This is a genomic window from Azonexus sp., assembly GCF_049652925.1.
GTDB lineage: Bacteria > Pseudomonadota > Gammaproteobacteria > Burkholderiales > Rhodocyclaceae > Azonexus.
The window spans coordinates 100,550-121,395 of record NZ_JBASFI010000023.1 but is presented as its reverse complement, the minus strand read 5'-3'; the positions used below and the strand labels follow the sequence as shown (position 1 = coordinate 121,395).

Annotated in this window: 23 protein-coding genes; 6 read left to right on the top strand and 17 right to left on the bottom strand. The window is 59.1% G+C overall.

Translation table 11 applies throughout. The annotated features are described in order from the left end of the window. Positions 1 to 16: 16 nt before the first annotated feature. The 10 genes from WBK19_RS11855 to WBK19_RS11810 all read right to left on the bottom strand — a co-directional run bounded on the left by WBK19_RS11855 (position 17) and on the right by WBK19_RS11810 (position 8,991). The gene (locus tag WBK19_RS11855; protein ID WP_511289945.1) at positions 17 to 685 is read right to left on the bottom strand and encodes a hypothetical protein; all 669 of its coding nucleotides are present in this window, start codon (positions 683 to 685) and stop codon (positions 17 to 19) included. Continuing rightward, entirely contained in the window at positions 673 to 1,743 is a 1,071-nt protein-coding gene (locus WBK19_RS11850; RefSeq protein ID WP_511289943.1) for a PilW family protein, read from the bottom strand. Before WBK19_RS11850 ends, WBK19_RS11855 begins: the two co-directional genes overlap by 13 nt. Before the next feature lies 1 nt (position 1,744). Beyond that, on the bottom strand, positions 1,745 to 2,263 hold the full coding sequence (locus tag WBK19_RS11845) for a type IV pilus modification PilV family protein (RefSeq protein WP_511290097.1): 519 nt from the start codon (positions 2,261 to 2,263) through the stop codon (positions 1,745 to 1,747). Further along, positions 2,217 to 2,825: a GspH/FimT family pseudopilin gene (locus WBK19_RS11840; protein WP_511290089.1), complete on the bottom strand. Its 609-nt coding sequence runs from the start codon at positions 2,823 to 2,825 to the stop codon at positions 2,217 to 2,219. The genes WBK19_RS11845 and WBK19_RS11840 overlap by 47 nt, the downstream gene beginning before the upstream one ends. Before the next feature lie 8 nt (positions 2,826 to 2,833). Further along, positions 2,834 to 3,316: a type IV pilin protein gene (locus WBK19_RS11835; RefSeq protein WP_511289941.1), complete on the bottom strand. Its 483-nt coding sequence runs from the start codon at positions 3,314 to 3,316 to the stop codon at positions 2,834 to 2,836. Between the two features lie 116 nt (positions 3,317 to 3,432). Then, positions 3,433 to 4,359, bottom strand: coding sequence for a 4-hydroxy-3-methylbut-2-enyl diphosphate reductase (gene ispH, locus WBK19_RS11830; protein ID WP_511289939.1), 927 nt, complete (start codon positions 4,357 to 4,359; stop codon positions 3,433 to 3,435). Further along, the gene (locus tag WBK19_RS11825; RefSeq protein WP_511289937.1) at positions 4,360 to 4,791 is read right to left on the bottom strand and encodes an FKBP-type peptidyl-prolyl cis-trans isomerase; all 432 of its coding nucleotides are present in this window, start codon (positions 4,789 to 4,791) and stop codon (positions 4,360 to 4,362) included. Next, positions 4,791 to 5,270 (bottom strand): signal peptidase II, encoded by a 480-nt coding sequence (lspA, locus tag WBK19_RS11820; RefSeq protein ID WP_511289935.1) that lies wholly within the window; start codon positions 5,268 to 5,270, stop codon positions 4,791 to 4,793. The genes WBK19_RS11825 and lspA overlap by 1 nt, the downstream gene beginning before the upstream one ends. After that, positions 5,263 to 8,061, bottom strand: coding sequence for an isoleucine--tRNA ligase (gene ileS / locus WBK19_RS11815; protein ID WP_511289933.1), 2,799 nt, complete (start codon positions 8,059 to 8,061; stop codon positions 5,263 to 5,265). The genes lspA and ileS overlap by 8 nt, the downstream gene beginning before the upstream one ends. Before the next feature lie 9 nt (positions 8,062 to 8,070). Then, positions 8,071 to 8,991 (bottom strand): bifunctional riboflavin kinase/FAD synthetase, encoded by a 921-nt coding sequence (locus WBK19_RS11810; protein ID WP_511289931.1) that lies wholly within the window; start codon positions 8,989 to 8,991, stop codon positions 8,071 to 8,073. A 231-nt stretch (positions 8,992 to 9,222) separates the two neighbouring features. Between WBK19_RS11810 and WBK19_RS11805 the strand changes: the two genes are divergently transcribed. Beyond that, positions 9,223 to 10,191: a GGDEF domain-containing protein gene (locus WBK19_RS11805; protein WP_511289929.1), complete on the top strand. Its 969-nt coding sequence runs from the start codon at positions 9,223 to 9,225 to the stop codon at positions 10,189 to 10,191. Here WBK19_RS11805 and WBK19_RS11800 read toward each other — a convergent pair. Next, positions 10,188 to 11,528 (bottom strand): N-acetylmuramoyl-L-alanine amidase, encoded by a 1,341-nt coding sequence (locus WBK19_RS11800; protein WP_511289927.1) that lies wholly within the window; start codon positions 11,526 to 11,528, stop codon positions 10,188 to 10,190. The two genes, WBK19_RS11805 and WBK19_RS11800, sit on opposite strands and share 4 nt — an antisense overlap. Next, positions 11,462 to 11,977, bottom strand: a complete 516-nt coding sequence (tsaE, locus tag WBK19_RS11795) for a tRNA (adenosine(37)-N6)-threonylcarbamoyltransferase complex ATPase subunit type 1 TsaE (RefSeq protein WP_511289925.1) — start codon at positions 11,975 to 11,977, stop codon at positions 11,462 to 11,464. The genes WBK19_RS11800 and tsaE overlap by 67 nt, the downstream gene beginning before the upstream one ends. Between tsaE and queG the strand changes: the two genes are divergently transcribed. After that, on the top strand, positions 11,972 to 13,018 hold the full coding sequence (gene queG, locus WBK19_RS11790) for a tRNA epoxyqueuosine(34) reductase QueG (protein ID WP_511289923.1): 1,047 nt from the start codon (positions 11,972 to 11,974) through the stop codon (positions 13,016 to 13,018). The two genes, tsaE and queG, sit on opposite strands and share 6 nt — an antisense overlap. Here the strand turns inward: queG and WBK19_RS11785 are convergent. The 3 genes from WBK19_RS11785 to WBK19_RS11775 are packed head-to-tail and all read right to left on the bottom strand — an operon-like array spanning position 12,999 to position 14,364. Beyond that, complete coding sequence (locus WBK19_RS11785; protein ID WP_511289921.1) at positions 12,999 to 13,172, bottom strand: hypothetical protein; 174 nt, start codon at positions 13,170 to 13,172, stop codon at positions 12,999 to 13,001. The genes queG and WBK19_RS11785 overlap by 20 nt on opposite strands. A gap of 2 nt (positions 13,173 to 13,174) precedes the next feature. Beyond that, positions 13,175 to 14,014: a sulfurtransferase gene (locus WBK19_RS11780; protein WP_511289919.1), complete on the bottom strand. Its 840-nt coding sequence runs from the start codon at positions 14,012 to 14,014 to the stop codon at positions 13,175 to 13,177. Further along, positions 14,011 to 14,364 (bottom strand): SpoIIAA family protein, encoded by a 354-nt coding sequence (locus WBK19_RS11775; protein ID WP_511289917.1) that lies wholly within the window; start codon positions 14,362 to 14,364, stop codon positions 14,011 to 14,013. Before WBK19_RS11775 ends, WBK19_RS11780 begins: the two co-directional genes overlap by 4 nt. Positions 14,365 to 14,701: 337 nt before the next feature. Between WBK19_RS11775 and WBK19_RS11770 the strand changes: the two genes are divergently transcribed. Next, positions 14,702 to 15,667 (top strand): TerC family protein, encoded by a 966-nt coding sequence (locus WBK19_RS11770; protein ID WP_511289915.1) that lies wholly within the window; start codon positions 14,702 to 14,704, stop codon positions 15,665 to 15,667. On the opposite strand, the gene WBK19_RS11765 is transcribed toward WBK19_RS11770, so the two are convergent. Next, positions 15,664 to 16,515: a DMT family transporter gene (locus WBK19_RS11765; protein ID WP_511289913.1), complete on the bottom strand. Its 852-nt coding sequence runs from the start codon at positions 16,513 to 16,515 to the stop codon at positions 15,664 to 15,666. The two genes, WBK19_RS11770 and WBK19_RS11765, sit on opposite strands and share 4 nt — an antisense overlap. Positions 16,516 to 16,617: 102 nt before the next feature. Next, positions 16,618 to 17,751 carry an aromatic ring-hydroxylating oxygenase subunit alpha gene (locus WBK19_RS11760; RefSeq protein ID WP_511289911.1) on the bottom strand — a complete coding sequence of 378 codons (1,134 nt, stop codon included), beginning with the start codon at positions 17,749 to 17,751 and terminating at the stop codon, positions 16,618 to 16,620. A gap of 106 nt (positions 17,752 to 17,857) precedes the next feature. On the opposite strand from WBK19_RS11760, the gene xseB reads away from it, so the two are divergent. The 3 genes from xseB to dxs are packed head-to-tail and all read left to right on the top strand — an operon-like array spanning position 17,858 to position 20,843. Continuing rightward, the gene (xseB, locus tag WBK19_RS11755; protein WP_226400833.1) at positions 17,858 to 18,097 is read left to right on the top strand and encodes an exodeoxyribonuclease VII small subunit; all 240 of its coding nucleotides are present in this window, start codon (positions 17,858 to 17,860) and stop codon (positions 18,095 to 18,097) included. Further along, positions 18,094 to 18,987: a polyprenyl synthetase family protein gene (locus tag WBK19_RS11750; protein ID WP_511289909.1), complete on the top strand. Its 894-nt coding sequence runs from the start codon at positions 18,094 to 18,096 to the stop codon at positions 18,985 to 18,987. The genes xseB and WBK19_RS11750 overlap by 4 nt, the downstream gene beginning before the upstream one ends. Further along, positions 18,987 to 20,843 carry a 1-deoxy-D-xylulose-5-phosphate synthase gene (gene dxs, locus WBK19_RS11745; protein WP_511289907.1) on the top strand — a complete coding sequence of 619 codons (1,857 nt, stop codon included), beginning with the start codon at positions 18,987 to 18,989 and terminating at the stop codon, positions 20,841 to 20,843. Before WBK19_RS11750 ends, dxs begins: the two co-directional genes overlap by 1 nt. The last annotated feature ends 3 nt before the right edge of the window (positions 20,844 to 20,846 follow it).

Here is a 20,846-nt window from a genome sequence, read left to right as displayed (position 1 = left end):
AATTCGAGGGTATCCCTCAGAAATGCACAATAGTCTCGGTATAGCTGGTCGTATTCCTGGCTCCTGAAACACGGACGACAATGCGGACGTAGGGCAAAATGGTACTCTTGCTAACACCAGTCCCTGAGCTGTAGTCACGCACTTCATTTGTGCCAGAAGTAGTCGAAGCCTTTAGCGGGCGGGCGCAATTAATCGTGCCGGAATCGGAAGGACCATCTGTGTTGCAGAGCCGAAAAGCGATGTAGCTAGCCGTATTGCCATTGATCTTTCCGGCAAGAGTAACTGGTTGCTTCGTACATTCGGCATATGTACCTGAGCTTTGCTCGCTGCAATATGTACTTGTCCACTTGACCAATTTTCTTGTGTTAGTCGTCAGTTGTGAGCCCGTCACATCAACCAATTCATCAGTACTGGCGTAGTAGCCGATATCGGCCAAATCGCTATCAAGCCCAGAAGAATTGCCACTAACTTTGGAATAAAGAGTTGCAATGACTTGGCGTGTCGCCTGATCTGCAGCCGCTGTCGCCTCTTGCTGAAAACTCAGATTGCCTGCCACCGTAGAGCTCATACTGACTGAACGCATAAGCCCAATACTTGCAATGGCCAAGGCTGCCAGGGCGAGCATGGCATATAACAGTGACAAGCCACGTTGGTGCTTGCCAGAACGCACGTTCAGGAGTTCCACAGCATATTCCTCAAAGGAATGAGAGTGTCATACACCTTGTATCGATAGTGCTTCCAGTTCGTCAGGTTATCCACTTTGACCTGAACACACTTACCACCGCTACCGCTGGCGCAATCGACCGCTCCCGATACCGTAATCGCAGCACCAACATCCCACTCGGGAAGACTGGAAGTAACCTCTTCCCGTTCGTATTCCATGCTGCGTGAAACAAGTGCAACCCTAACTGCAATTATCTGCTGCCAACCCGCTGAGGTCGTTGGCGCTGTCGTGTCATAAGCATCAACAATCTTGTCCCCATTCGTATCTTTGCCGAAATAGGCCTGCAAATTGACAATTTCTGGCGCGATATCCTGCGCATTGGCTGCACCCAACTCAGTCATCTGCAATACATTCGAGTTGATAGCGTACGTTCTCAATCTCAGAGAGCTCCCCAAGTTCAAGAGGTAACTATTCGCATTGAAACCAGCGGCAGGCGCATAGGTACTGACGTTCACATGATCTATAGTGGTGGTAGTAGTTGCTGTTGCCTTGAACAGAGTGCACTGCTTAGCTCCATCCCATACCCATTCCTTTAGCGTTACGTCCCATACCGTAGGAACAGCAATCAGATAGTCATTCACAGCAACCGTAAACGATCCCTTTACCTGAAAGGAAGTTCCATCCTGCAGATGGTCCTCAGTTACAAGGACAGGTACCGAAACCCCTCGCCTGTTACTTGACAGAATGCTAATTGAATCTGGTGCCCCACCGGCACCATCGGTAATTTGAACAGGCGCAAGCCGCATGGTCACATCATTCCCGCCGTAGCTACCTTGAATCAGGCAGCCCAAGCCCCGTAGATTGTCAGCCAAACCATATCCAGCCTGACGCAATTCCCTCTGAACGGTATGAAGGCTCACTGACCCGCTGACTTGGGCATCGCCACCCGAAGTTGCGGCGCGCCTTTGGCCTTCTGCCAATGACAACACCTGCGTAATGGCCAACGTCGTCAGCAAACCGATAAACAGGCCAACCATCAGTTCGATGAGCAACAAGCCTCGTTGATATTTAGCGCTCATGTTAGGCATCCGTTTTAACGATGCTCGTTGCAGTCACGTATTGATGCGCATCACCACCCGGCGTTATCCAGATAACCGTGATGGAGACATCACCAGTAGCAGCATCCACAGTGACAGTTGACGACCCTGATGGCAAATTGACCGCGACCTTGTTTGACCAATCTGCGCACTTCGCGTAACCATTGCAACTCCCGCTGGCATACTGAGAAAGATTTGGGATATCTACCCACATCTCGCCAATCAGTTGACTTGCCAAATAGGCCGCATCCGCACGAATTTTCGAGGCCGTTTGTTCTCTGGTCATCGCCGCCTGCACGCCCACCAGCCCCAGTATCCCCAAGGCAAAAACCATGATGGCGACCATTGCTTCGAGAATGGCGAAGCCCTGCTGCAATCGGCTCGAAATCCCAGACAAATATTGTTTGGGTGTATGAGTTGAAATTTGCGAGTGTGAAAACATAGTCACCCCAAGGCTACAGTTTGCAAGCACGAGCGTCGGTACTCGCAACAGCAGGATCACACATGCGAAACGCCCCGATCCCGGTAATTTCAATGCGGAGGCTGCGATACCTCGTGCTGCTTACAGACGACCCAACATCTACCCTGGCAATATGATCCGCAGTATTGGTAACGCTGCCTACACCATTGAACGTAACCGTAGTCGCACTCGTCGAGCCATCTGACTGAACCGCCGAAACTGCAACTCCGCTCACACCATCCCCAATCGGGTGAGTGCTTACAATCATAGGTGCTGTCGTCGTTGAAGGCTGAGAACTGCAGCTTCCTGCAGGAGACCGGACACTGACCACCCAGGAGCCACTCGTCCCAGACAGCGCGCAGCTATTGTCAAGTGCCGATGGATTCCCGGCTGCGTTTGTCACCAACCAGAAGCTCACGCTCTGATTACGCCGGACCGCCTCCTGCCGCGCTTGCTGCAATCCATTCAGCAGCGCATCTGTCGCATTGCGAATACGAAGATTTACCATCCAATCCATCAGGCTCGGCGAAACCAACCCCAGAAGGGCAGCCATTATCCCAACGACAACCAGCAACTCAACAAGTGAAAAACCTCTGGATTTCATGATAAACATCAGCAAGAAGATGCTCTTTGCCAGCAGTTCGCGCTAGATGATGCACCTGCATATTGGGTTGTTTTCTTGGCTCCAGTCTCATCGACGGTATATACATAACCGGTTGTAAGATTTCCACTACCAGTAGCCGTCAACGTAAAACCCTGATCAGTATTGGTCAGCACACATGCATACGTAAAATACTTTCTGTCTGGTGGCGAAAACCCATTCCAAGAATTGGCAGAAGCATTATCAGCGCAGGCAGCACCACCGTATTTCTTCCAGTCCTGATAATACTGCTCCATTTTGACTCGATAGTCAGAGAGGGAGGTAAAAGCCTCCTGCAATTGCCCCTTTCGGACATATTCGTTGTACGCGGGCAAGGCAATCGCCGCCAGTATGCCAATAATCGCAACCACTACGAGCAGTTCAATCAATGTGAAGCCACTGATCGAAAGTCGCGGAGAGTAAATTCCGATAAACTTTTCTTGGGAATGCCGCACGTTGCTTCTCCATCCATAGAATTAGAACAATTCTCACAGCGTCACTTTAGGACAACTGCCACTTCTGATGAGAGAGAATACGACGAACGGTTATGTTTCAACCGTGGGTGGTGAAATCACGGCCCAATCAAACCCTTGGGCAACGAAAAGGAAACCCCCTCTTCGGCACCTGCCGATTCGGTGACGGCTGCATCAGTCAGTTGCCTGACTCTCTCAACAACTCGCCGAACCAGTATTTCTGGGGCAGATGCTCCTGCCGTAATCCCAATGCCATTTTTCCCAATAAACCACTCCGGAGATATCTCGTCAGGTCCATCGATCAGGAAGGCATCGCGACCTCGGGATATCGCAACCTCTTTCAGTCGACGAGAATTCGAGCTATTCGTGCTACCCACAACAATCACGAGATCACACTGCTCGGCCAGAGTCTTAACTGCATCCTGGCGGTTTTGCGTGGCGTAACAGATGTCGTCCTTTTTCGGCCCCTGAATATCAGGAAAGCGCTGCTTCAGGGCATTGATTACAACTGTGGCGTCATCAACCGACAGGGTGGTCTGAGTCACGAAGGAGAGGCTTTCCGGATTGAGAACCGCCAAGGTCGCAACATCTCCAACGGTTTCAACGAGATACATTCCACCGTTGCTCTGGCCCATCGTCCCTTCGACTTCCGGGTGCCCCTTGTGGCCGATCATGATGACTTCGCGGGTCTGGTTGCGCATTTTTCCGACTTCGACGTGCACCTTGGTGACCAGCGGGCAGGTGGCGTCGAAGACCTTCAGGCCGCGCTCTTCGGCTTCGCTGCGAACAGCCCGGGAAACGCCGTGGGCGCTGAAAATCACGGTGCTGCCTGACGGAACCTCGCTCAATTCCTCGATAAAGACAGCCCCCTTGGCACGCAGGTCGTCGCAGACAAACTTGTTGTGCACAACTTCATGACGGACGTAGATCGGCGCCCCGAATTTTTCCAGGGCGCGCTCGACGATGGCGATGGCGCGCTCGACGCCGGCGCAAAAGCCACGGGGATTGGCGAGGATGACTTGCATTTACATGATTCCGATGATTTCCACCTCGAAGCGGATCGTTTTTCCGGCCATCGGGTGATTGAAGTCGAACAAGGCGTGCGTGGCGTCTAGCTCGCGCAGGAAGCCGGCGAAGGTGCCGCCGTTAGGGGCGGTGAATTCGACGACGGAATTCTCCTTGAGTTCCATGTCGGCCGGCAATCCGCTAAGGGCAATGCGTTCGACGAGGCGGTCGTTGTGCATGCCGAAGGCTTGGGCCGGTTCGAGTTCGAAGACGAATCTTTCATGCGCCGGCAGGCCGATCAGCACTGACTCAAGGTTCTCAGCCAGCTGGCCGCTGCCCATTTGTAGCGTGGCCGGGCTCATGTCGAAGGTGGACAGGAACTCTTCGCCATCCAGCGCATTGATTCGGTAGTGCAGGGTCAGGAAACTGTCGGAGCGGACGCTGGTGGTCATCAGGAAATCTCTTTTTTGTTGGTTGCGGTCAACTGCTCGATAACGAGAAGAACCGCGCCAAGCGTGATGGCGGAATCGGCAACGTTGAAGGCTGGCCAGTAATAGCCGGCGACATGCCATTGGACGAAATCGACGACGGCACCGAAGCGGACGCGGTCAATCACGTTGCCCAGAGCGCCGCCCATGACCAGCGTCAGGGCCAGCGATAGCAGTTTTTGCTGTGGATGCTGGCGGAGCATGAAAGCGATCCAGCCAGAAACGCCTAGTGCCAGCACCGTGAACAACCAGCGCTGCCAGCCCGGCTGGTCAGCCAGAAAACTGAAGGCAGCGCCGGGATTGAATGCCAGCACCCAGTTCCAGAACGGCGCGACGTAGATCGTTTCGCCAAACCCAATGTTCTCCAGGACCAACCACTTGCTGAATTGATCGAGAACAACGACCAACCCGGCCAGCGTGTACCAGCGTCCGGCACTAGGCATACGTACGCGCCTCGCCGTCACCATGCAGGTTGCTGACGCAACGCCCACACAGTCCCGGATGTTCAGCATGAGCCCCAACATCCTCACGGACGTGCCAGCAACGCTCGCACTTGGCGTGTTCGAGAGGGGTGGCGATGACTTGTTCGTTTTCATCGCGAATTGCCACGGTCGACGAGCAAATAAGCACAAATTTCAAATCGTCGCCGAGCGAAGCCAGCGCATCAAACTTTTCGCCAGCGCTGTGGATTGCCACCGCCGCCTGCAGCGCCGAGCCAATCTTGCCGGCTTCACGCTGCGCTTCGAGCGCCTTGGTCACGTCGGCGCGTGCCGTTCGGATCAGCGCCCACTTGGCGAGGAGATCGCCTTCGCCAGCCTGCGCCGGCAGATCGTGCCAGACCTGGAACATGATCGAATCTTCGGTCTGGCCAGTCAGCACCTGCCAGACCTCTTCGGCCGTGAAGGCGGTGATCGGGGCCAGCAGGCGGACGAAAGCCTGCGTGATGTGCCACAGCGCGGACTGGGCAGAGCGACGCGCCACTGACTTGGGCGCCGTCGTGTACAGACGGTCCTTGAGGATATCGAGGTAGAAACCCCCGAGATCTTCGGAACAGAACGTCTGCAGGGCCTGAACGACGCGGTGGAATTCGTACTTGTCGTAATCGGCGCAGCAGCTAACCTGCAATTCGCGGGTCAGCGCCAGTGCATAACGATCGATTTCGAGCCAATCGCCGACCGGCAGCATGTCCGTAGCCGCATCGAAATCGGAGACATTGGCGAGCAGGAAGCGCAGCGTGTTGCGGATGCGGCGATAGCCTTCGACAACACGCTTGAGGATTTCATCCGAAATCGTCAGTTCGCCCGAGTAATCGGTCGATGCCGTCCACAGACGCAGGATATCGGCGCCCATTTTGTCCGACACCTGCTGCGGCGCGATGACGTTGCCCTTGGACTTGGACATCTTGTGGCCCTTGCCATCGACCACGAAGCCGTGTGTCAGCAAGGCCTTGTAGGGCGCGCGGCCGTCGATGGCGCAGCCGGAGAGCAGCGAAGACTGGAACCAGCCGCGATGCTGGTCGGAGCCTTCGAGATAGAGATCGGCCGGATAGCTGAGATCGGCTGCATGCGAGCCACGCATGACGTGCCAATGGGTCGTCCCGGAATCGAACCAGACGTCCAGCGTATCCTTCATCTTGACGTACTGATCTGCTTCGGCGCCAAGCAGCTCGGCAGCGCCAAGGCTGAACCACGCTTCGATGCCGGACTTTTCAACGCGCTGGGCGACCAGCTCGATCAACTCGGCCGTACGCGGATGCGGCAGGCCGGTTTCCTTGTGCAGGAAAAACGGAATCGGCACGCCCCAGTTGCGCTGGCGCGAGACGCACCAGTCGGGGCGGGTCTTCATCATCGCTTCCAGGCGGGCGCGGCCCCAGGCCGGGAAGAACTGCGTTTCATCGACGGCGCGCTCGGCGATCCAGCGCAGCGTTGAAGCATCTTCGCTGGTCTTGTGGTCCATGCCGATGAACCATTGCGTCGTGGCACGGAAGATAATCGGCGTCTTGTGGCGCCAGCAGTGCGGGTAGCTGTGTTTGATTTTCTCGTTTTTTAACAGTCGACCGTGGGATTCCAGTTCCTGCAGGACCAGTGGGTTGGCCTCCCAGACCGTCTTTCCGGCCAGTTCGCCGACTGACAGCGCCGGCGTCGTGCTGATGAAACGGCCATCGTTGCCGACCGGGTTATTGACCGGCAGGCCGTATTTCTTGCCGATGTTGTAGTCGTCAACGCCATGCGCCGGCGCCGTGTGGACCAAACCGGTACCGGCTTCGGTTGTCACGTGCGTGCCGCAGATGATCGCCACATCGCGCGGCTGGAACGGGTGCTTGAGGAGAATCTGGTCGAGCTTGTCGCCCTTGCAGGAGGCGACGATTTCGGCCTCCAGACCGTAGCGTTGCAGGCTGGCCTCGGCGAGTTCATGCACGAGAATCAGCGAGCCCCTGGCCGTTTCATACAGATCGTATTGCAGGTCGGGATGTACGCTGACAGCCTCATTTGCCGGCAACGTCCATGGCGTCGTCGTCCAGATCACAGCGAAAGCCGGACCACGCAGATGGGTCAGGCCGAAGGCGTTGGCCAGCTTCCCGGAGTGGTTCTCGTGGACCTCGAAGGCAACGTCGATGGCAGGCGAATTCTTGTCTTCATACTCGACTTCGGCTTCGGCCAGCGCCGAACCGCAATCCAGACACCAATTGACCGGCTTCAGCCCCTGATAGAGATAACCCTGCTCGAGAATCTTGCCCAGCGCGCGGATTTCGCCGGCCTCGGCCGAGAAATTCATGGTCAGGTAGGGATTGCCCCAGTCGCCCAGCACACCGAGACGGATGAAATCCTTCTTCTGGCGCTCGACCTGCTCGGCCGCGTAGGCGCGCGACAATTCGCGCACCTTGTCGGCAGGAATGTTCTTGCCGTGCTGCTTTTCGATCTGGTGCTCGATCGGCAGGCCGTGGCAGTCCCAGCCCGGCACGTAGGGCGCATCGAAGCCGGAGAGCGTTTTCGAGCGGACGATAATGTCCTTCAAAACCTTGTTGACCGCATGGCCGATGTGAATGTCGCCGTTGGCATAGGGCGGACCATCGTGCAGCACGAAACGCGGACGCCCGGTGCTGATTTCGCGGATACGCTGGTAGAGTTTTTTCTCCTGCCACTGAGCGACCCATTGCGGTTCGCGCTTGGGCAAATCACCGCGCATCGGGAAAGCCGTATCCGGCAGGTTCAGGGTGTCTTTGTAATCAGCCATTTTGCGTGCTCACAACTCGAAAAAAGCCCGGGCAGCCGCGGCATCCGCCGCGATCTGCGCCTTGAGGGCGTCAATATTGGGAAAACGTTGTTCGTCGCGCAACTTATGGACGAAACGCACCGACATGTGCGCCCCATAAATATCACGATCGAAATCGAAGAGATGAACTTCCAGCAAGGGCCGGGTGCCGCCCACCGTTGGCCGGACGCCAAGATTGGCAACGCCCGGGAGTGGTTTGTCACCCAGACCGCTGACCTCAACGGCGAAGACGCCGGTCATCGGCAGCGGATTGTGCTTGATGCGCAGATTGGCCGTCGCAAAACCGATCTGACGACCAAGCTTCTGGCCATGCGAAACCTGACCGTCGATGATATAGGGGCGACCCAGCAGTCGGGCTGCATGCTCCATGTCGCCCGCCAGCAATGCCCGACGAACGGCCGAACTGGAGACGCGCTCGCCATCGGCCAGCACGCTGCCCATCGCCTCGACTGCGAAGCCGAAACGCCGCCCGGCGTCCTGCAACAGGGCAAAATCGCCGACACGCCCGCGACCAAAGCGAAAATCATCACCGATGATCAAATGGCGGACCTGACAGCCACGCACCAGCACCTGCTCGACGAACTCGTCGGCCGAGAGGGCGGCAAAAGCCGCATTGAACGGACAAATGACGACCTGCCGTGCACCGCACTCGCTGAGCAACTCAAGTTTTTCGCGCAGCGTCGTCAGGCGGGCCGGGGCAGAATCCGGCGCAAAAAATTCACGCGGATGCGGTTCGAAGGTCAGCACCGTAGGCGCCAACTGGCATTCCATGGCCACCTGAGCCAAGCGTTTGACCAGCGCGGCATGCCCTAGGTGAACGCCATCGAAATTGCCGATGGCGAGCACAACAGGAGCAGGAACGGGACGCGAATAACCGCGAAAAACGCGCATAAGTAAATTGTCAGGAAAAACGTTGAATTATAACGATTTAAGCCACCCTTCGGATACCGGCGGATAGCTTTGCGTCAGCCAGCGTGCGGCACATGCCAAAACAGTGACGACTCCTTTTCGCTATAATTAACGAGTTTAACAAAATCACCCTCTCCTAAATTCATGCTCGAATTGATCAGCCATGTAGTCCGAATTTCGGCGCGACGAGACCGCACCGAGATTAACTCGGCCATGGTTGATACCTTGATCAACCTTTTTCACCCGCAGAACCTGACCATCTACCGCTGCTACGTGGGAAACAAAAAGGCAATGGTCTTTGCCTGTGCCGGCTATGGTCCGAACGGCCAGTTCCTGCGCAACGCCTACCTGCCGGACCACCGCTTCTGCCAGCCGATCGAGCGCGACCCGCTGCTCAACCGTTGCCGCAAGGAGCTCTCGGCCGTTATCGATTTTCTCGACGACGGCTCGCACCGGATCGTTTTTCCGGTTCTCCGCCTCAATGAACCGATCTACCTGATCGAACTCACTCTCACCGACGAATTCTCAGCCGACCATCGCGTCACGCTGATGGGACTGATCGAGTACTTTGGCAACCACATTGCGCTGCTCGATTATGGCGAGGCCGATACCCTGACAGGCCTGGCCAGCCGCAAGACTTTCGACAAGCATCTTTTTGAACTGCTCGGCAAGGCCGCCAGTGACGAGATGCTCAGCGGCCCCGAAAGCCGTCGACGCGGCACCCCCAGTAGCAGCCACTGGCTGGCCGTCTGCGACATCGACCACTTCAAACAAGTGAATGACAACTTCGGCCACCTGATCGGTGATGAAGTGTTGATCATGCTGGCTCAGGAAATGCGCCAGTCCTTTCGCTTTGATGACCAACTGTTCCGTTTTGGCGGCGAGGAATTCATCGCCCTGCTGCAGCCAACAGATGAACAGTTCGCCCTGGCTACACTGGAACGCTTCCGTACCAATGTTGAAAAACAGCTGTTCAGCCGGGTCGGACGTATTACCGTCAGTATCGGTTTCAGTGCGCTGATGCCCAACGACACGCCAACCGATGTAATCGACCGGGCCGACGAGGCGCTTTATTTCGCCAAGCGCAATGGCCGTAACCGGGTTGACTGCTACGAAAAGCTGGTCGCCTCAGGCGATGTGGCCGCCAAGGAAATCGCCAAGGGCGAAGTGGAGTTGTTCTAGCCGAGCAAGGCCAGTTTGGCTTTCGGTCCGGGCGGATGCTTGATGAAGTACTGGCGGATGCCGCGCACAATCGCCCCGGCCAGCTTTTCCTGGTAGGCGTCGTCATTCAGGCGGGCTTCTTCTTCCGGATTGGAGATGAAAGCGGTTTCAATCAGGGCCGACGGAATATCCGGCGCCTTTAGCACGGCAAAGCCGGCTTGCTCGACATGGGCCTTGTGCAGCGTGTTGATAGAACCCAGTTCGCCGAGCAGGTATTTGCCGAGTTTCAGGCTGTCGTTGATCGTGCCGGTCTGCGACAGGTCGAGCAATGTGCGGGCGAGAAATAGATCCTTGCTGCCGATATTGACGCCGCCGATCAAGTCGGCCTGGTTTTCCTTCTGCGCAAGCAGGCGGGCCTGCGTGCTCGAGGCACCCTTTTCGGACAGAACGAACACCGACGAACCGCGCGCATCCGGCTTGATCCAGGCATCGGCATGAATTGACAGGAAGAGATCCGACTGGATGCGCCGGGCCTTCTGGACGCGCATTTGCAGCGGCACGAAGTAATCCGAATCGCGGGTCAGCACGGCGCGCATGTTCGGCTCGGCATCAATCCGCGCCTTGAGGCGGCGGGCAACTTCGAGCGTGACGTTCTTTTCGTAAGTTCCGGCCTTGCCGATGGCGCCGGGGTCTTCGCCGCCATGGCCGGGGTCGAGGGTGATGGTGACCAGACGGTCAACAATCGGCTTGCCGGATTTCTTGCTGGTCTGGATTTCCGGCGCTTCGATCGGCTTTTCCGGCTTCTTTGCGGCGCTCTCATCTTGGCGCGCAATCTGAAAATCCTGCTCGTTCTTGAGCGGTTCGACGCCATCCTTGCGGCCTTCGAGCAGCGCCATCATCGGGTCGGGCGGATTGACCGGGTAGACGTCAAGGACCAGGCGGCGGCCGTATTCACCGGCCGGTTCGAGCGTGAACACCTGTGGATTGACCTTACCCTTCAACTCCATGACCAGGCGAACGACACCCGGCTTGAAACGACCGGCGCGCAGCAACTTGATGTTCGGGTCGTCGGTAGCTACCTTGCGGGCGAGGCTGTCGAGAACGCTGTTGAATTCGACACCTTCGATGTCGACGACGAGGCGGTCGGGATTTTCAACAGTGAAGTGAGTGAATTTGAGCGGTGCGTCGGTTTCAAGCGTGACGCGGGTGTAATCGGCGGCCGGCCAGACGCGTACGGCGAGGACGGACGGCAGTCTGGCTGCGGCGCCGGCCAGCGGCGTAACGGAAAGGATCAGCGAGGCGCCGGCGTAGCGGAGGAGCTGGCGGCGGCCATGGCTGAGATGAGCGTGCTTAGACATGCCTGCCCTTTCGGTGAATCTGCCACGGCTTCGAGGATACGCCCGACACCTGCATGATGAATACGCAACCGCAAGTCTGGCGACGGAACGCAGCCAGCAGCCCTTTCCGGCCATTCGACCAGACAGATCGCAGCGTCATTAAAGTATTCATCAAAGCCCGCATCGAGAAACTCCTCTGGGGACTCGAAACGATAAAAATCAAAGTGATATAAGTATAAGCTCGAAACTACGTAAACTTCAACCAGTGAATAGGTAGGACTTTTGACCGCGCCGGTGTGGCCAAGTGCCCGAATCATGGCGCGCGACAGCGTGGTTTTGCCCGCGCCGAGGTCACCTTCGAGGAATATCACCATCCCCGGCTGCAGCAATGGCGCCAGCATTTCGCCCAGACGCTGGGTTGCCGCCTCGTCGGGCAATTCGAAAACAGCGGTAACATCGGGGCTATGCACGATCAGGACTCCACGGTGGATTACGCGGCGCTCAAGGAAAAAATCCGCGAGGCCGGCAGGGAACTCGGCTTTGCTGCCGTTGGCGTGGCGCGGGCCGAACCCGGCCCCGCCGTCGAAAAAATGCGGGAATGGCTGGCGGCGGGCTGCCACGGCGAGATGGATTATATGGCCCGCCATGCCGAATTGCGCGCCGACCCGCAGCAACTGCACCCGGGGACGATCACCGTGATCAGCGCGGTGATCGACTACCTGCCACACCGTGAAACGGCCGACGATCCGGAGCATGCGGCCATTTCGCGCTACGCCCAAGGGCGCGATTACCACAAGGTGGTGCGCAACCGGCTACAGAAGCTGGCCGATGCCATTGCCGCGCTGACCGGGCCATTTGGCTACCGCGTGTTTTCCGATTCAGCACCGGTCATGGAAGTCGAATTCGCCCGTCAGGCCGGCCTCGGCTGGCGCGGCAAGCACACGCTGCTGCTCTCCAAGCAAGGTTCCTGGCGCTTTCTCGGCGATATCTACACCGACCTACCCCTGCCGCCTGACGAACCGATCGAAGAACATTGCGGCACCTGTACCGCCTGCCTCGACGCCTGCCCGACCAAGGCCATCGTCGCGCCCTACCAGGTCGATGCCCGGCGCTGCATTTCCTACCTGACCATCGAGCTGGCCGGGTCCATTCCCGAACAGTTCCGACCGCTGATTGGCAACCGTATTTACGGCTGCGACGACTGCCAGCTATGCTGCCCATGGAATCGCTTCGCCCAGCTCGGTGCCCCCGAATTTTCGCCGCGTCACGGGCTCGATACGGCAACGCTAATCGAGCTGTTCAACTGGACGGAAGCGGAATTCAACGAGCGTCTGGCCGGCAACCCGATTCGCCGCATCGGACATGAACGCTGGCTGCGCAACATCGCCGTTGCCCTTGGCAACGGACCTTCCACGGTCAACCGGAAAAAAGCGCTAAAAATGAAATCGGACCATCCGTCGGAACTGGTCCGCGAGCACGTCGAATGGGCGCTTACTCGGCTGGAACCTTGAGACTGGCCGGCGAGTCGACAGGCGTTTCGGCAACAGGTTTTACCGCTTCAACGGGCTCCGCTGGTGGCCGGAGCGTCCAGCCAAGAAAGGCGCCAGACGCCGTGGTGACGGCGACCAGCGCGAGAAGAATGAGGCCGGTCTTCGGGCTTTCCATGTTCAGCACGCCACCGGACGTCCCGAATCGGCGCACCACTCGCTCCACGAACCGGCATAGAGGCGCGAACCGGGCAGTCCGGCGATTTCCATGGCGACCATATTGAGGCAGGCGGAAACACCGGAGCCGCATTGATGGACAACCAGATCGGGCGGCGAACCGGCCAGGATGGCCAGCCATTCAGCGCGCAGTTCGGCGGCCGGTTTGAAACGGCCGTCGGGCAACAGGTTGTCCTTGAAGAAGCGATTGACCGCACCGGGGATATGGCCGCCGACCGGATCGATGGTTTCGTTTTCACCACGGAAGCGGTCCGCGCCGCGCCCGTCGACCAGATGCATGTTGGGCGTCTCGATGCGTTCGAGCACGTAGTCGGCTTCAACCAGATGATCTTGCGCCAAGGGTACGAAAACACGCGGCGACGTAGTCGGCACGACCTTGGTCAGCATACGGCCGGCTGCCTGCCAGGCCTGCAAGCCGCCATCAAGCAAGGCCACGCGATCATGACCCAACCAGCGCAGCAGCCACCACAGACGCCCGGCAATCATGCCTTGGGCGTCGTCGTAGACCACGACCTGTGTCGCCGGCCCGATTCCGATTTCGCCCAGCCGTTGCGCCAGCTTTTCCGGATCGGGCAGCGGATGGCGGCCGTTGCAGCCGGTCATCGGCCCCGACAGGTCGCGGTCGCAGTGCAGGAAAACGGCGCCGGGAATGTGGCCCTCAGCATAAACACGTTCGCCGTAGCCGGTATTGGCCAGTTGGTGGCGAACATCAACGACCAGCCAATTGGGGTCATCGACATGCGCCTGCAGCGTCGCGACATCGACCAGCGTGGTAAAACTCATGCCGGCGTCGCTTCCAGCCAGGACTTTGCTTCATCAGCACTGTCGAAGACTTCGACGTCGGCATTGACGAAGGTCTGTGAAATCCAGGCGCTCCACGTCACCCATTGACTGTCGGTGACGACGGCAACGCGCTTGAAATCGTTGGCATGGGCGCGCGAGAACTTGATTTCCTCCCACGCCACATCAAGCGTCAGGCCGGCCATCTGGCTGAGGTCAAAGCAGAGATCAACCGGCCCCTCGAACTGGACCTTGAAATTGACGACTTCTTCGAACTCCTTGTAGTCGGCCAAGGTAAATTCGCCGAAGACGGAAACGCCTACGCGGCTCGGTTGATGGTCGATGACAATCATGATGCGCTCCTCGTGTTGTTCTGATTCCAGTGTAACCCGGATTCCGCCACAGGTGCGCCATTCGGGGAACTCGACACGACAGCGGAACTTTCCCGGGCACCGCATTTCAAAGTTCCGTCGGCTACCTTGTTCGGTGGCCGACAGCATCCTGGGGGAGTAGTTCTCCGCCGTGGCGTCGTCAATACGAACAGTTGCGCAAGCTGTTCCGGTGCCACGGGCAGTCCGCCCCGCGAACTGCGAGCCAGACCCTTGCCGCGCGGCAGGGTCTTGTCTCGCCAGATTTTCCGGCCAGCGCCGGAGAACGCGGCGGGCAGGCGGAACAGGAAGGAGTCTCTCGATGGAAACCATCGGCACTACCTGGATGTGGGTCGGCTTTTTCGCCATCGTCATCGTCATGCTGGCCATCGACCTGCTGGCGGTCGGCGGCGGCCGGCAGCACCGCGTCAGCATCCGCGAAGCGGCCGTCTGGTCGCTCGTCTGGGTAAGCGTCTCGCTACTTTTCGCCGGGGCGCTGTGGCTGCATCTCGACGGCGCCGCCGGGCGCGAGATCGCCAACCAGAAAGCGCTCGAATTCATCACCGGCTATCTGATCGAAAAATTGCTGGCGGTCGACAATGTTTTCGTCTGGCTCATGCTTTTCGGCTTTTTTGCCATTCCGCCCGAGCTGCAAAAGCGCGTCCTGATCTTCGGTGTGCTCGGCGCCATCGTGCTGCGCACGGCGATGATCTTTGCCGGTGTCTGGCTCATCGCGCAGTTTCACTGGCTACTCTACGTCTTCGGCGCCTTTCTGCTGATCACCGGCATCAAGATGTGGTGGTTCGCCGAAGCCAAGCCGGATCTGGCCCAAAACACGGTCATTCGCTGGCTGCGCCGCCACCTGAAAGTGACGGATGTGTTGCATGGCGAACATTTCTTCGTCCGCCTCAACGCGGGCGGGCGCCTCGTCCGCCATGCCACGCCGCTGCTGCTCGTTCTCGTGCTCGTCGAGCTGTCGGACCTGATTTTCGCGGTCGACTCGATTCCCGCCATCTTCGCCATCACCACAGACCCGTTCATCGTTTTGACCTCCAACATCTTCGCGATTCTCGGCCTGCGCGCCATGTACTTCCTGCTCGCCGACATGGCCGACCGCTTCGCGCTGCTCAAGTACGGGCTGGCCGCCGTGCTGGTCTTCATCGGCGTCAAGATGCTGCTCATCGAAATCTACCCGATTCCGGTGCTCGTCTCGCTGGCTGTCGTTGCCAGCATCATCGGCACGGCGGTCGTGCTGTCGCTGCGGCAAGGCAGCGCCGGGCGAAGCTAGTCGCTTTCGGCCGGATTGGCCCGCGAAAAATGGGTGGCCGCAACACCGGACAGGATGATCAGCCCGATCGCCGCCCACGCCGAGGCATCGAGCAGCTCGCCCCAGAAGGCCATGCCGAAGAGGCTGGAAAAGATAACTGTGCTGTAGGCGAGCGCCGCCGACATCAGGGTTTTGCCGCGCGTGAAGGCGCGCGTCATGGCCAGTTGGGCGACCGTGGCGAAGCTGGCGACACCGAGCAGAAGCAAGCCGCTCTTCAGGTCGACGGCATGAATTTCGCTGAACAGCAGCCAGCTGCCGGCGCAGACCGACGAGACCAGTGAAAAATAGAACACCGTACGCATTTCCGGCTCACCACGCGCCCCGAGTTCGCGCACGCTGAAATAGGCCATGCCGGCCATGACGCCCGAGCCAAGGCCAATCAGGCCGCCGACCAGTTGATCGGCGTGCATGGTCGGCTTGAGCAGCATGACGACGCCAACCAGCCCCAACACCAGCGCCCCCATGATGCCCTTGCGCAACTTCATGCCGGCGAAGCCGAGATAGAGGGCGAGAAAGATGGCCGAGGTGTAGTTGAGCGTCACCGCCGTCGCCAGCGGCAGCAGCGTGATGGCGTAGAAATAGGCGAATAGAGCAATGAAGCCGACGGCGCCGCGCGTCACCTGCCAGCGCAGATGCGGTGTCGCCAACGGCACACCGTTCAGGCGAACCAGCCCGAACATCAGGATCAGCGAGATGAAGCTGCGGTAAAAAGTGATCTCCACGGCCGAATGGGTCTGCGCGGCAAACTTGACGCAGACGCCCATGCACGCGAAGAGGAAACTGGCGGCGATCATCCACAGGGATTGCATGAAACAGGGGCTCGAAAAAGAGAAAGGCGGCGGATTTTACCCCGCCGCCTTCGAAATCAGCCTTCCACGGTCAACTGGAAAAAAGGCCAAAAATTGAAATGCTCAGCGTGTCTCAATGGCCGACTGCATGATCCGCCGATAGAACTCGTGGAAGTGCTGCATGCCGTCTTCCATCGGGCTCTGGTACGGCCCAACTTCATTGCGCCCTTCCTTCATGAGCGCGTAACGACCACGGTCCATGCGTTCGCCAATGTCATCGTCCTCGATCGCCGTTTCCATGTAGGCAGCGCGTTCGGCCTCAATGAAATCGCGCTCGAAATCGACGATATCTTCCGGGTAGTAGAACTCGACGACATTGAGCGTCTTGTTCACGCCCTGCGGAATCAGCGTCGACACGACCAGCACGTGCGGATACCACTCGACCATGATGTTCGGGAAATAGGTCAGCCAGATGGCGCCATGCTCCGGTGTCTTGCCCTCGGTTCCGTAAATATCGAGGACTGCCTTCTGCCAGCGCTCGTAGGCCTTGGAGCCGGATTTCTGCAGCGAAGTGATGCCAACGCGCTGCACCGAATACCAGTCGCCGAACTGCCAGGTCAGGTCGTCACAGGTGACGAAATTGCCGAGACCAGGGTGATACGGCGCAACGTGGTAATCCTCAAGATAGACCTCGATGAAGGTCTTCCAGTTGTAGTTGCACTCGTGCATCTCGACGTGGTCGAGCTTGTAGCCCGTGAAATCGAGTTCCGGCGCGACCTTCATGCCGGCCAGATCGCCATTGGCCGAGCGCGGCCCCTTGAAGAGCAGGCCATTCCAGCTTTCCAGCTTCGCCTTGTTGAGGTTGAGGCAGGGATTCTGCGGGAAATGCGGGGCGCCGATCAGGTCGCCGCCCTGATTGTAGGTCCACCGGTGAATCGGGCAGACAATCGGCCCGTTCAGCGTGCCCGAACCTTGCAGCATGATCGCCTGACGATGGCGGCAGACATTCGACATCTGCCAGTTGCCGGCATTCGGCCCTTCATTGCCGCCGTTGAGCAGCATCTGGCCGTGGTCCTTCCACTCGAGCGAACGGTAATCCCCCGCGTTCGGCACCATGAGCTGGTGGCCGACATAGCCCGGACCGGCATCGAAGATGAGCTTTTTCTCCAGCTCAAAAATCTTCTCGTCAAAATACCAGTCCACCGGCAGTTGGGAAACTGCGGGGGCCAACCGGGACAGAGTCGCCAAGTCGGACATTCCAAGCCTCCAGCGGGGGTTAAAAAGGGGTAGGTATTTTACCCCGATATTTGACCAAGCGCCCCTTGATAGAGTATTTTCGCGTGTTTCCTTGATCGCCTCAAACATGGCCACAAAGCCCATCGCCGACATGAAATTCGAGACGGCACTCGCCGAGCTTGAAAACATCGTCTCCAGCATGGAAGGCGGCAAACTCGAGCTCGAAGCCTCCATCGCCGCCTACAAGCGCGGCATGGAACTCATGAAGCACTGCCAGGCCCAGCTCGCCAACGCCGAAGAACAGATCCGCATCCTCGAAAATGGCGAATTCAAGGACGTCGACCGCAAGACGCTGGAGGCTCAGTGAGCACCACCCCGTTTGCTGAATGGATGGCCGTCACGCAAGACCGCGCCGAATCCGCCCTCGCCCGTTTTCTGCCCGGTAGCGACAACATTCCCGCCCGCCTGCACGATGCCATGCGCTACGCCGCGCTCGGTGGCGGCAAGCGTGTCCGTCCACTGCTCGCCCACGCCGCCGGCCAACTGACCGGTGCCAGCGCCGACAAGCTCGACATCGTGGCCAGCGCCGTCGAAATGATCCACGCCTATTCGCTCGTCCACGACGACCTGCCGTGCATGGACGACGACGTGCTGCGCCGTGGCCGGCCGACCTGCCACGTCGAATTCGACGAACCGACCGCCCTGCTCGTCGGCGACAGCCTGCAAACGCTGGCCTTCGAACTACTCGCCAACCAGCCCATCGGCGAGCCAAAGCAGCAGCTTGAAATGATTGCCCTGCTCGCCCACGCCAGCGGTTCGCGCGGCATGGCCGGCGGTCAGGCCATCGACCTCGCCTCGGTCGGCAAGCCGTTGAACCAGCCTGAACTCGAACTGATGCACGCGCTCAAGACCGGCGCCCTGATCCGCGCCGCCGTACTGCTCGGCGCCCTGGCCGGCCAGCCGCTGTCGGCCGAAGAACGCACCAATCTCGATCGCTTCGCCAAACGCGCCGGCCTGCTCTTTCAGGTCGTCGACGACATTCTCGACTGCACGGCGAGCACCGCCACGCTCGGCAAGACCGCCGGCAAGGACGAAGCGGCCGCCAAGCCGACGTACGTCAGCCTGCTCGGCCTCGAAGGCGCCCGCGCCTACGCCGACGAACTGCGCAGCGAAGCCCTCGCTGCCCTATCCATCTTCGGCGAACGGGCTGCGCGCCTGACCCAACTGGCCGATTTCATCTGCCATCGGCAATTCTAATGACCGCTTCCCGCCTGCTTGAAAGCATCAACAGCCCGGCCGACCTGCGCCGGCTGGACCGCAAGCAGTTGCCACAACTGGCGACCGAACTGCGCGCCTTCCTGATCGATTCCGTCTCGAAAACCGGCGGCCACCTGTCGTCCAACCTCGGCACCGTCGAACTGACCATCGCCCTGCACGCCGTGTTCAACACCCCGGAAGACCGCTTGGTCTGGGACGTCGGCCACCAGTGTTACGCCCACAAGGTACTCACCGGCCGCCGCGAAGGCATGAACACGCTGCGCATGCACGGCGGTGTTTCCGGCTTCCCGAAGCGCAGTGAAAGCGAATACGACACCTTCGGCGTCGGCCACTCGTCGACCTCGATCTCCGCTGCGCTGGGCATGGCGCTGGCGGCCAAACACAAGGGCGAGAACCGCAAGGCCATCGCCATCATCGGCGATGGCGCGATGTCGGCTGGCATGGCCTTCGAAGCCATGAACAATGTCGGCGTCGCCGACACCGACATGCTGGTCATCCTCAACGACAACGAAATGTCGATCTCGCCGCCAGTCGGCGCGCTCAACAACATCCTGACCCGCCTGACCTCGAGCAAGACTTACAACGCCGCCCGCGAAGCCGGCCGTCACATGCTCGGCTTCGCCCCGCCGCTGCTCGAACTGGCGCGCCGCGCCGAGGAGCACGTCAAGGGCATGATCGCCCCGGGCACACTGTTCGAGGAATTCGGTTTTCATTACTACGGCCCGATTGACGGCCACGACCTCGACGCCCTGATCCCGACGCTGGAAAACCTCAAGAAGCTCAAGGGTCCGAAGTTCCTGCACATCATCACGAAGAAGGGCCAGGGCTACAAGCTGGCCGAAAACGACCCGATTCTTTATCACGGCGTCGGCAAGTTCGCCGCCTGCGACGGCATCCAGTCCGCCAAGGGCCCCGCCAAGCTGACCTACACGCAAGTTTTTGGCGACTGGTTGTGCGACATGGCCAAGGCCGATTCGCGGCTCGTCGCCATCACCCCGGCCATGCGCGAAGGGTCCGGAATGGTGCGCTTCTCGGCTGAACATGCCGACCGCTATTTCGATGTCGGCATCGCCGAGCAGCATGCCGTCACTTTCGCCGCCGGCCTCGCCTGCGAGGGCCTCAAGCCGGTCGTCGCCATCTATTCGACCTTCCTGCAACGCGGCTACGATCAACTGGTCCACGACGTCGCCTTGCAGAATCTGCCAGTCGTTTTCGCGGTCGACCGTGGCGGCCTGGTCGGCGCCGACGGCCCGACCCACCACGGCACTTTTGACCTTTCCTTCGTCACCTGCATCCCGAACATGGTCGTCATGGCCCCGGCCGACGAAGCCGAATGCCGCCAGATGCTGTCCACCGCCTATGCCCTGGATTGCCCGAGCATGGTGCGTTACCCACGAGGTGGCGGCACAGGCAAGATTCCGGCAACCAATCTCGATACACTACCCGTCGGCAAGGGCGAAATCCGCCGTCAGGGCAAGGATGTCGCCCTGCTCGCCTTCGGCAGCCTGGTGCCGGCTGCGCTGGCTGCCGGCGAGGAACTCGACGCCACCGTCGCCAACATGCGCTTCGTCAAACCGCTTGATATCGAGCTGATTGTCGAACTGGCCGGGAACCATTCGCTGCTTGTCAGCGTCGAAGAAAACGCTGTGATCGGCGGCGCCGGCTCGGAAATCGAGCGCGTGCTGGCGGAACGCGGGCTGAACGTGCCGGTACTTCGCCTCGGCCTGCCCGACCGCTTCATCGATCACGGCGAACAAGGACAATTGCTGGCCGAACTCGGCCTCGACAAGGACGGCATCGTACGTGCAGTACGGGCCCGGACCACCCCACATTAATTC

Bases quoted from the DNA above. Each gene is read 5' to 3' on its own strand.
- queG (WP_511289923.1), top strand. From the start codon at position 11,972: ATGCACGATCAGGACTCCACGGTGGATTACGCGGCGCTCAAGGAAAAA.
- WBK19_RS11825 (WP_511289937.1), bottom strand. From the start codon at position 4,791: ATGACCACCAGCGTCCGCTCCGACAGTTTCCTGACCCTGCACTACCGA.
- WBK19_RS11775 (WP_511289917.1), bottom strand. From the start codon at position 14,364: ATGATTGTCATCGACCATCAACCGAGCCGCGTAGGCGTTTCCGTCTTC.
- WBK19_RS11810 (WP_511289931.1), bottom strand. From the start codon at position 8,991: ATGCGCGTTTTTCGCGGTTATTCGCGTCCCGTTCCTGCTCCTGTTGTG.
- WBK19_RS11850 (WP_511289943.1), bottom strand. From the start codon at position 1,743: ATGAGCGCTAAATATCAACGAGGCTTGTTGCTCATCGAACTGATGGTT.
- WBK19_RS11840 (WP_511290089.1), bottom strand. From the start codon at position 2,825: ATGAAATCCAGAGGTTTTTCACTTGTTGAGTTGCTGGTTGTCGTTGGG.
- WBK19_RS11760 (WP_511289911.1), bottom strand. From the start codon at position 17,751: ATGTCCGACTTGGCGACTCTGTCCCGGTTGGCCCCCGCAGTTTCCCAA.
- lspA (WP_511289935.1), bottom strand. From the start codon at position 5,270: ATGCCTAGTGCCGGACGCTGGTACACGCTGGCCGGGTTGGTCGTTGTT.
- WBK19_RS11765 (WP_511289913.1), bottom strand. From the start codon at position 16,515: ATGCAATCCCTGTGGATGATCGCCGCCAGTTTCCTCTTCGCGTGCATG.
- WBK19_RS11770 (WP_511289915.1), top strand. From the start codon at position 14,702: ATGGAAACCATCGGCACTACCTGGATGTGGGTCGGCTTTTTCGCCATC.
- ispH (WP_511289939.1), bottom strand. From the start codon at position 4,359: ATGCAAGTCATCCTCGCCAATCCCCGTGGCTTTTGCGCCGGCGTCGAG.
- WBK19_RS11785 (WP_511289921.1), bottom strand. From the start codon at position 13,172: ATGGAAAGCCCGAAGACCGGCCTCATTCTTCTCGCGCTGGTCGCCGTC.
- WBK19_RS11780 (WP_511289919.1), bottom strand. From the start codon at position 14,014: ATGAGTTTTACCACGCTGGTCGATGTCGCGACGCTGCAGGCGCATGTC.
- WBK19_RS11800 (WP_511289927.1), bottom strand. From the start codon at position 11,528: ATGTCTAAGCACGCTCATCTCAGCCATGGCCGCCGCCAGCTCCTCCGC.
- WBK19_RS11805 (WP_511289929.1), top strand. From the start codon at position 9,223: ATGGTTGATACCTTGATCAACCTTTTTCACCCGCAGAACCTGACCATC.
- dxs (WP_511289907.1), top strand. From the start codon at position 18,987: ATGACCGCTTCCCGCCTGCTTGAAAGCATCAACAGCCCGGCCGACCTG.
- ileS (WP_511289933.1), bottom strand. From the start codon at position 8,061: ATGGCTGATTACAAAGACACCCTGAACCTGCCGGATACGGCTTTCCCG.
- xseB (WP_226400833.1), top strand. From the start codon at position 17,858: ATGGCCACAAAGCCCATCGCCGACATGAAATTCGAGACGGCACTCGCC.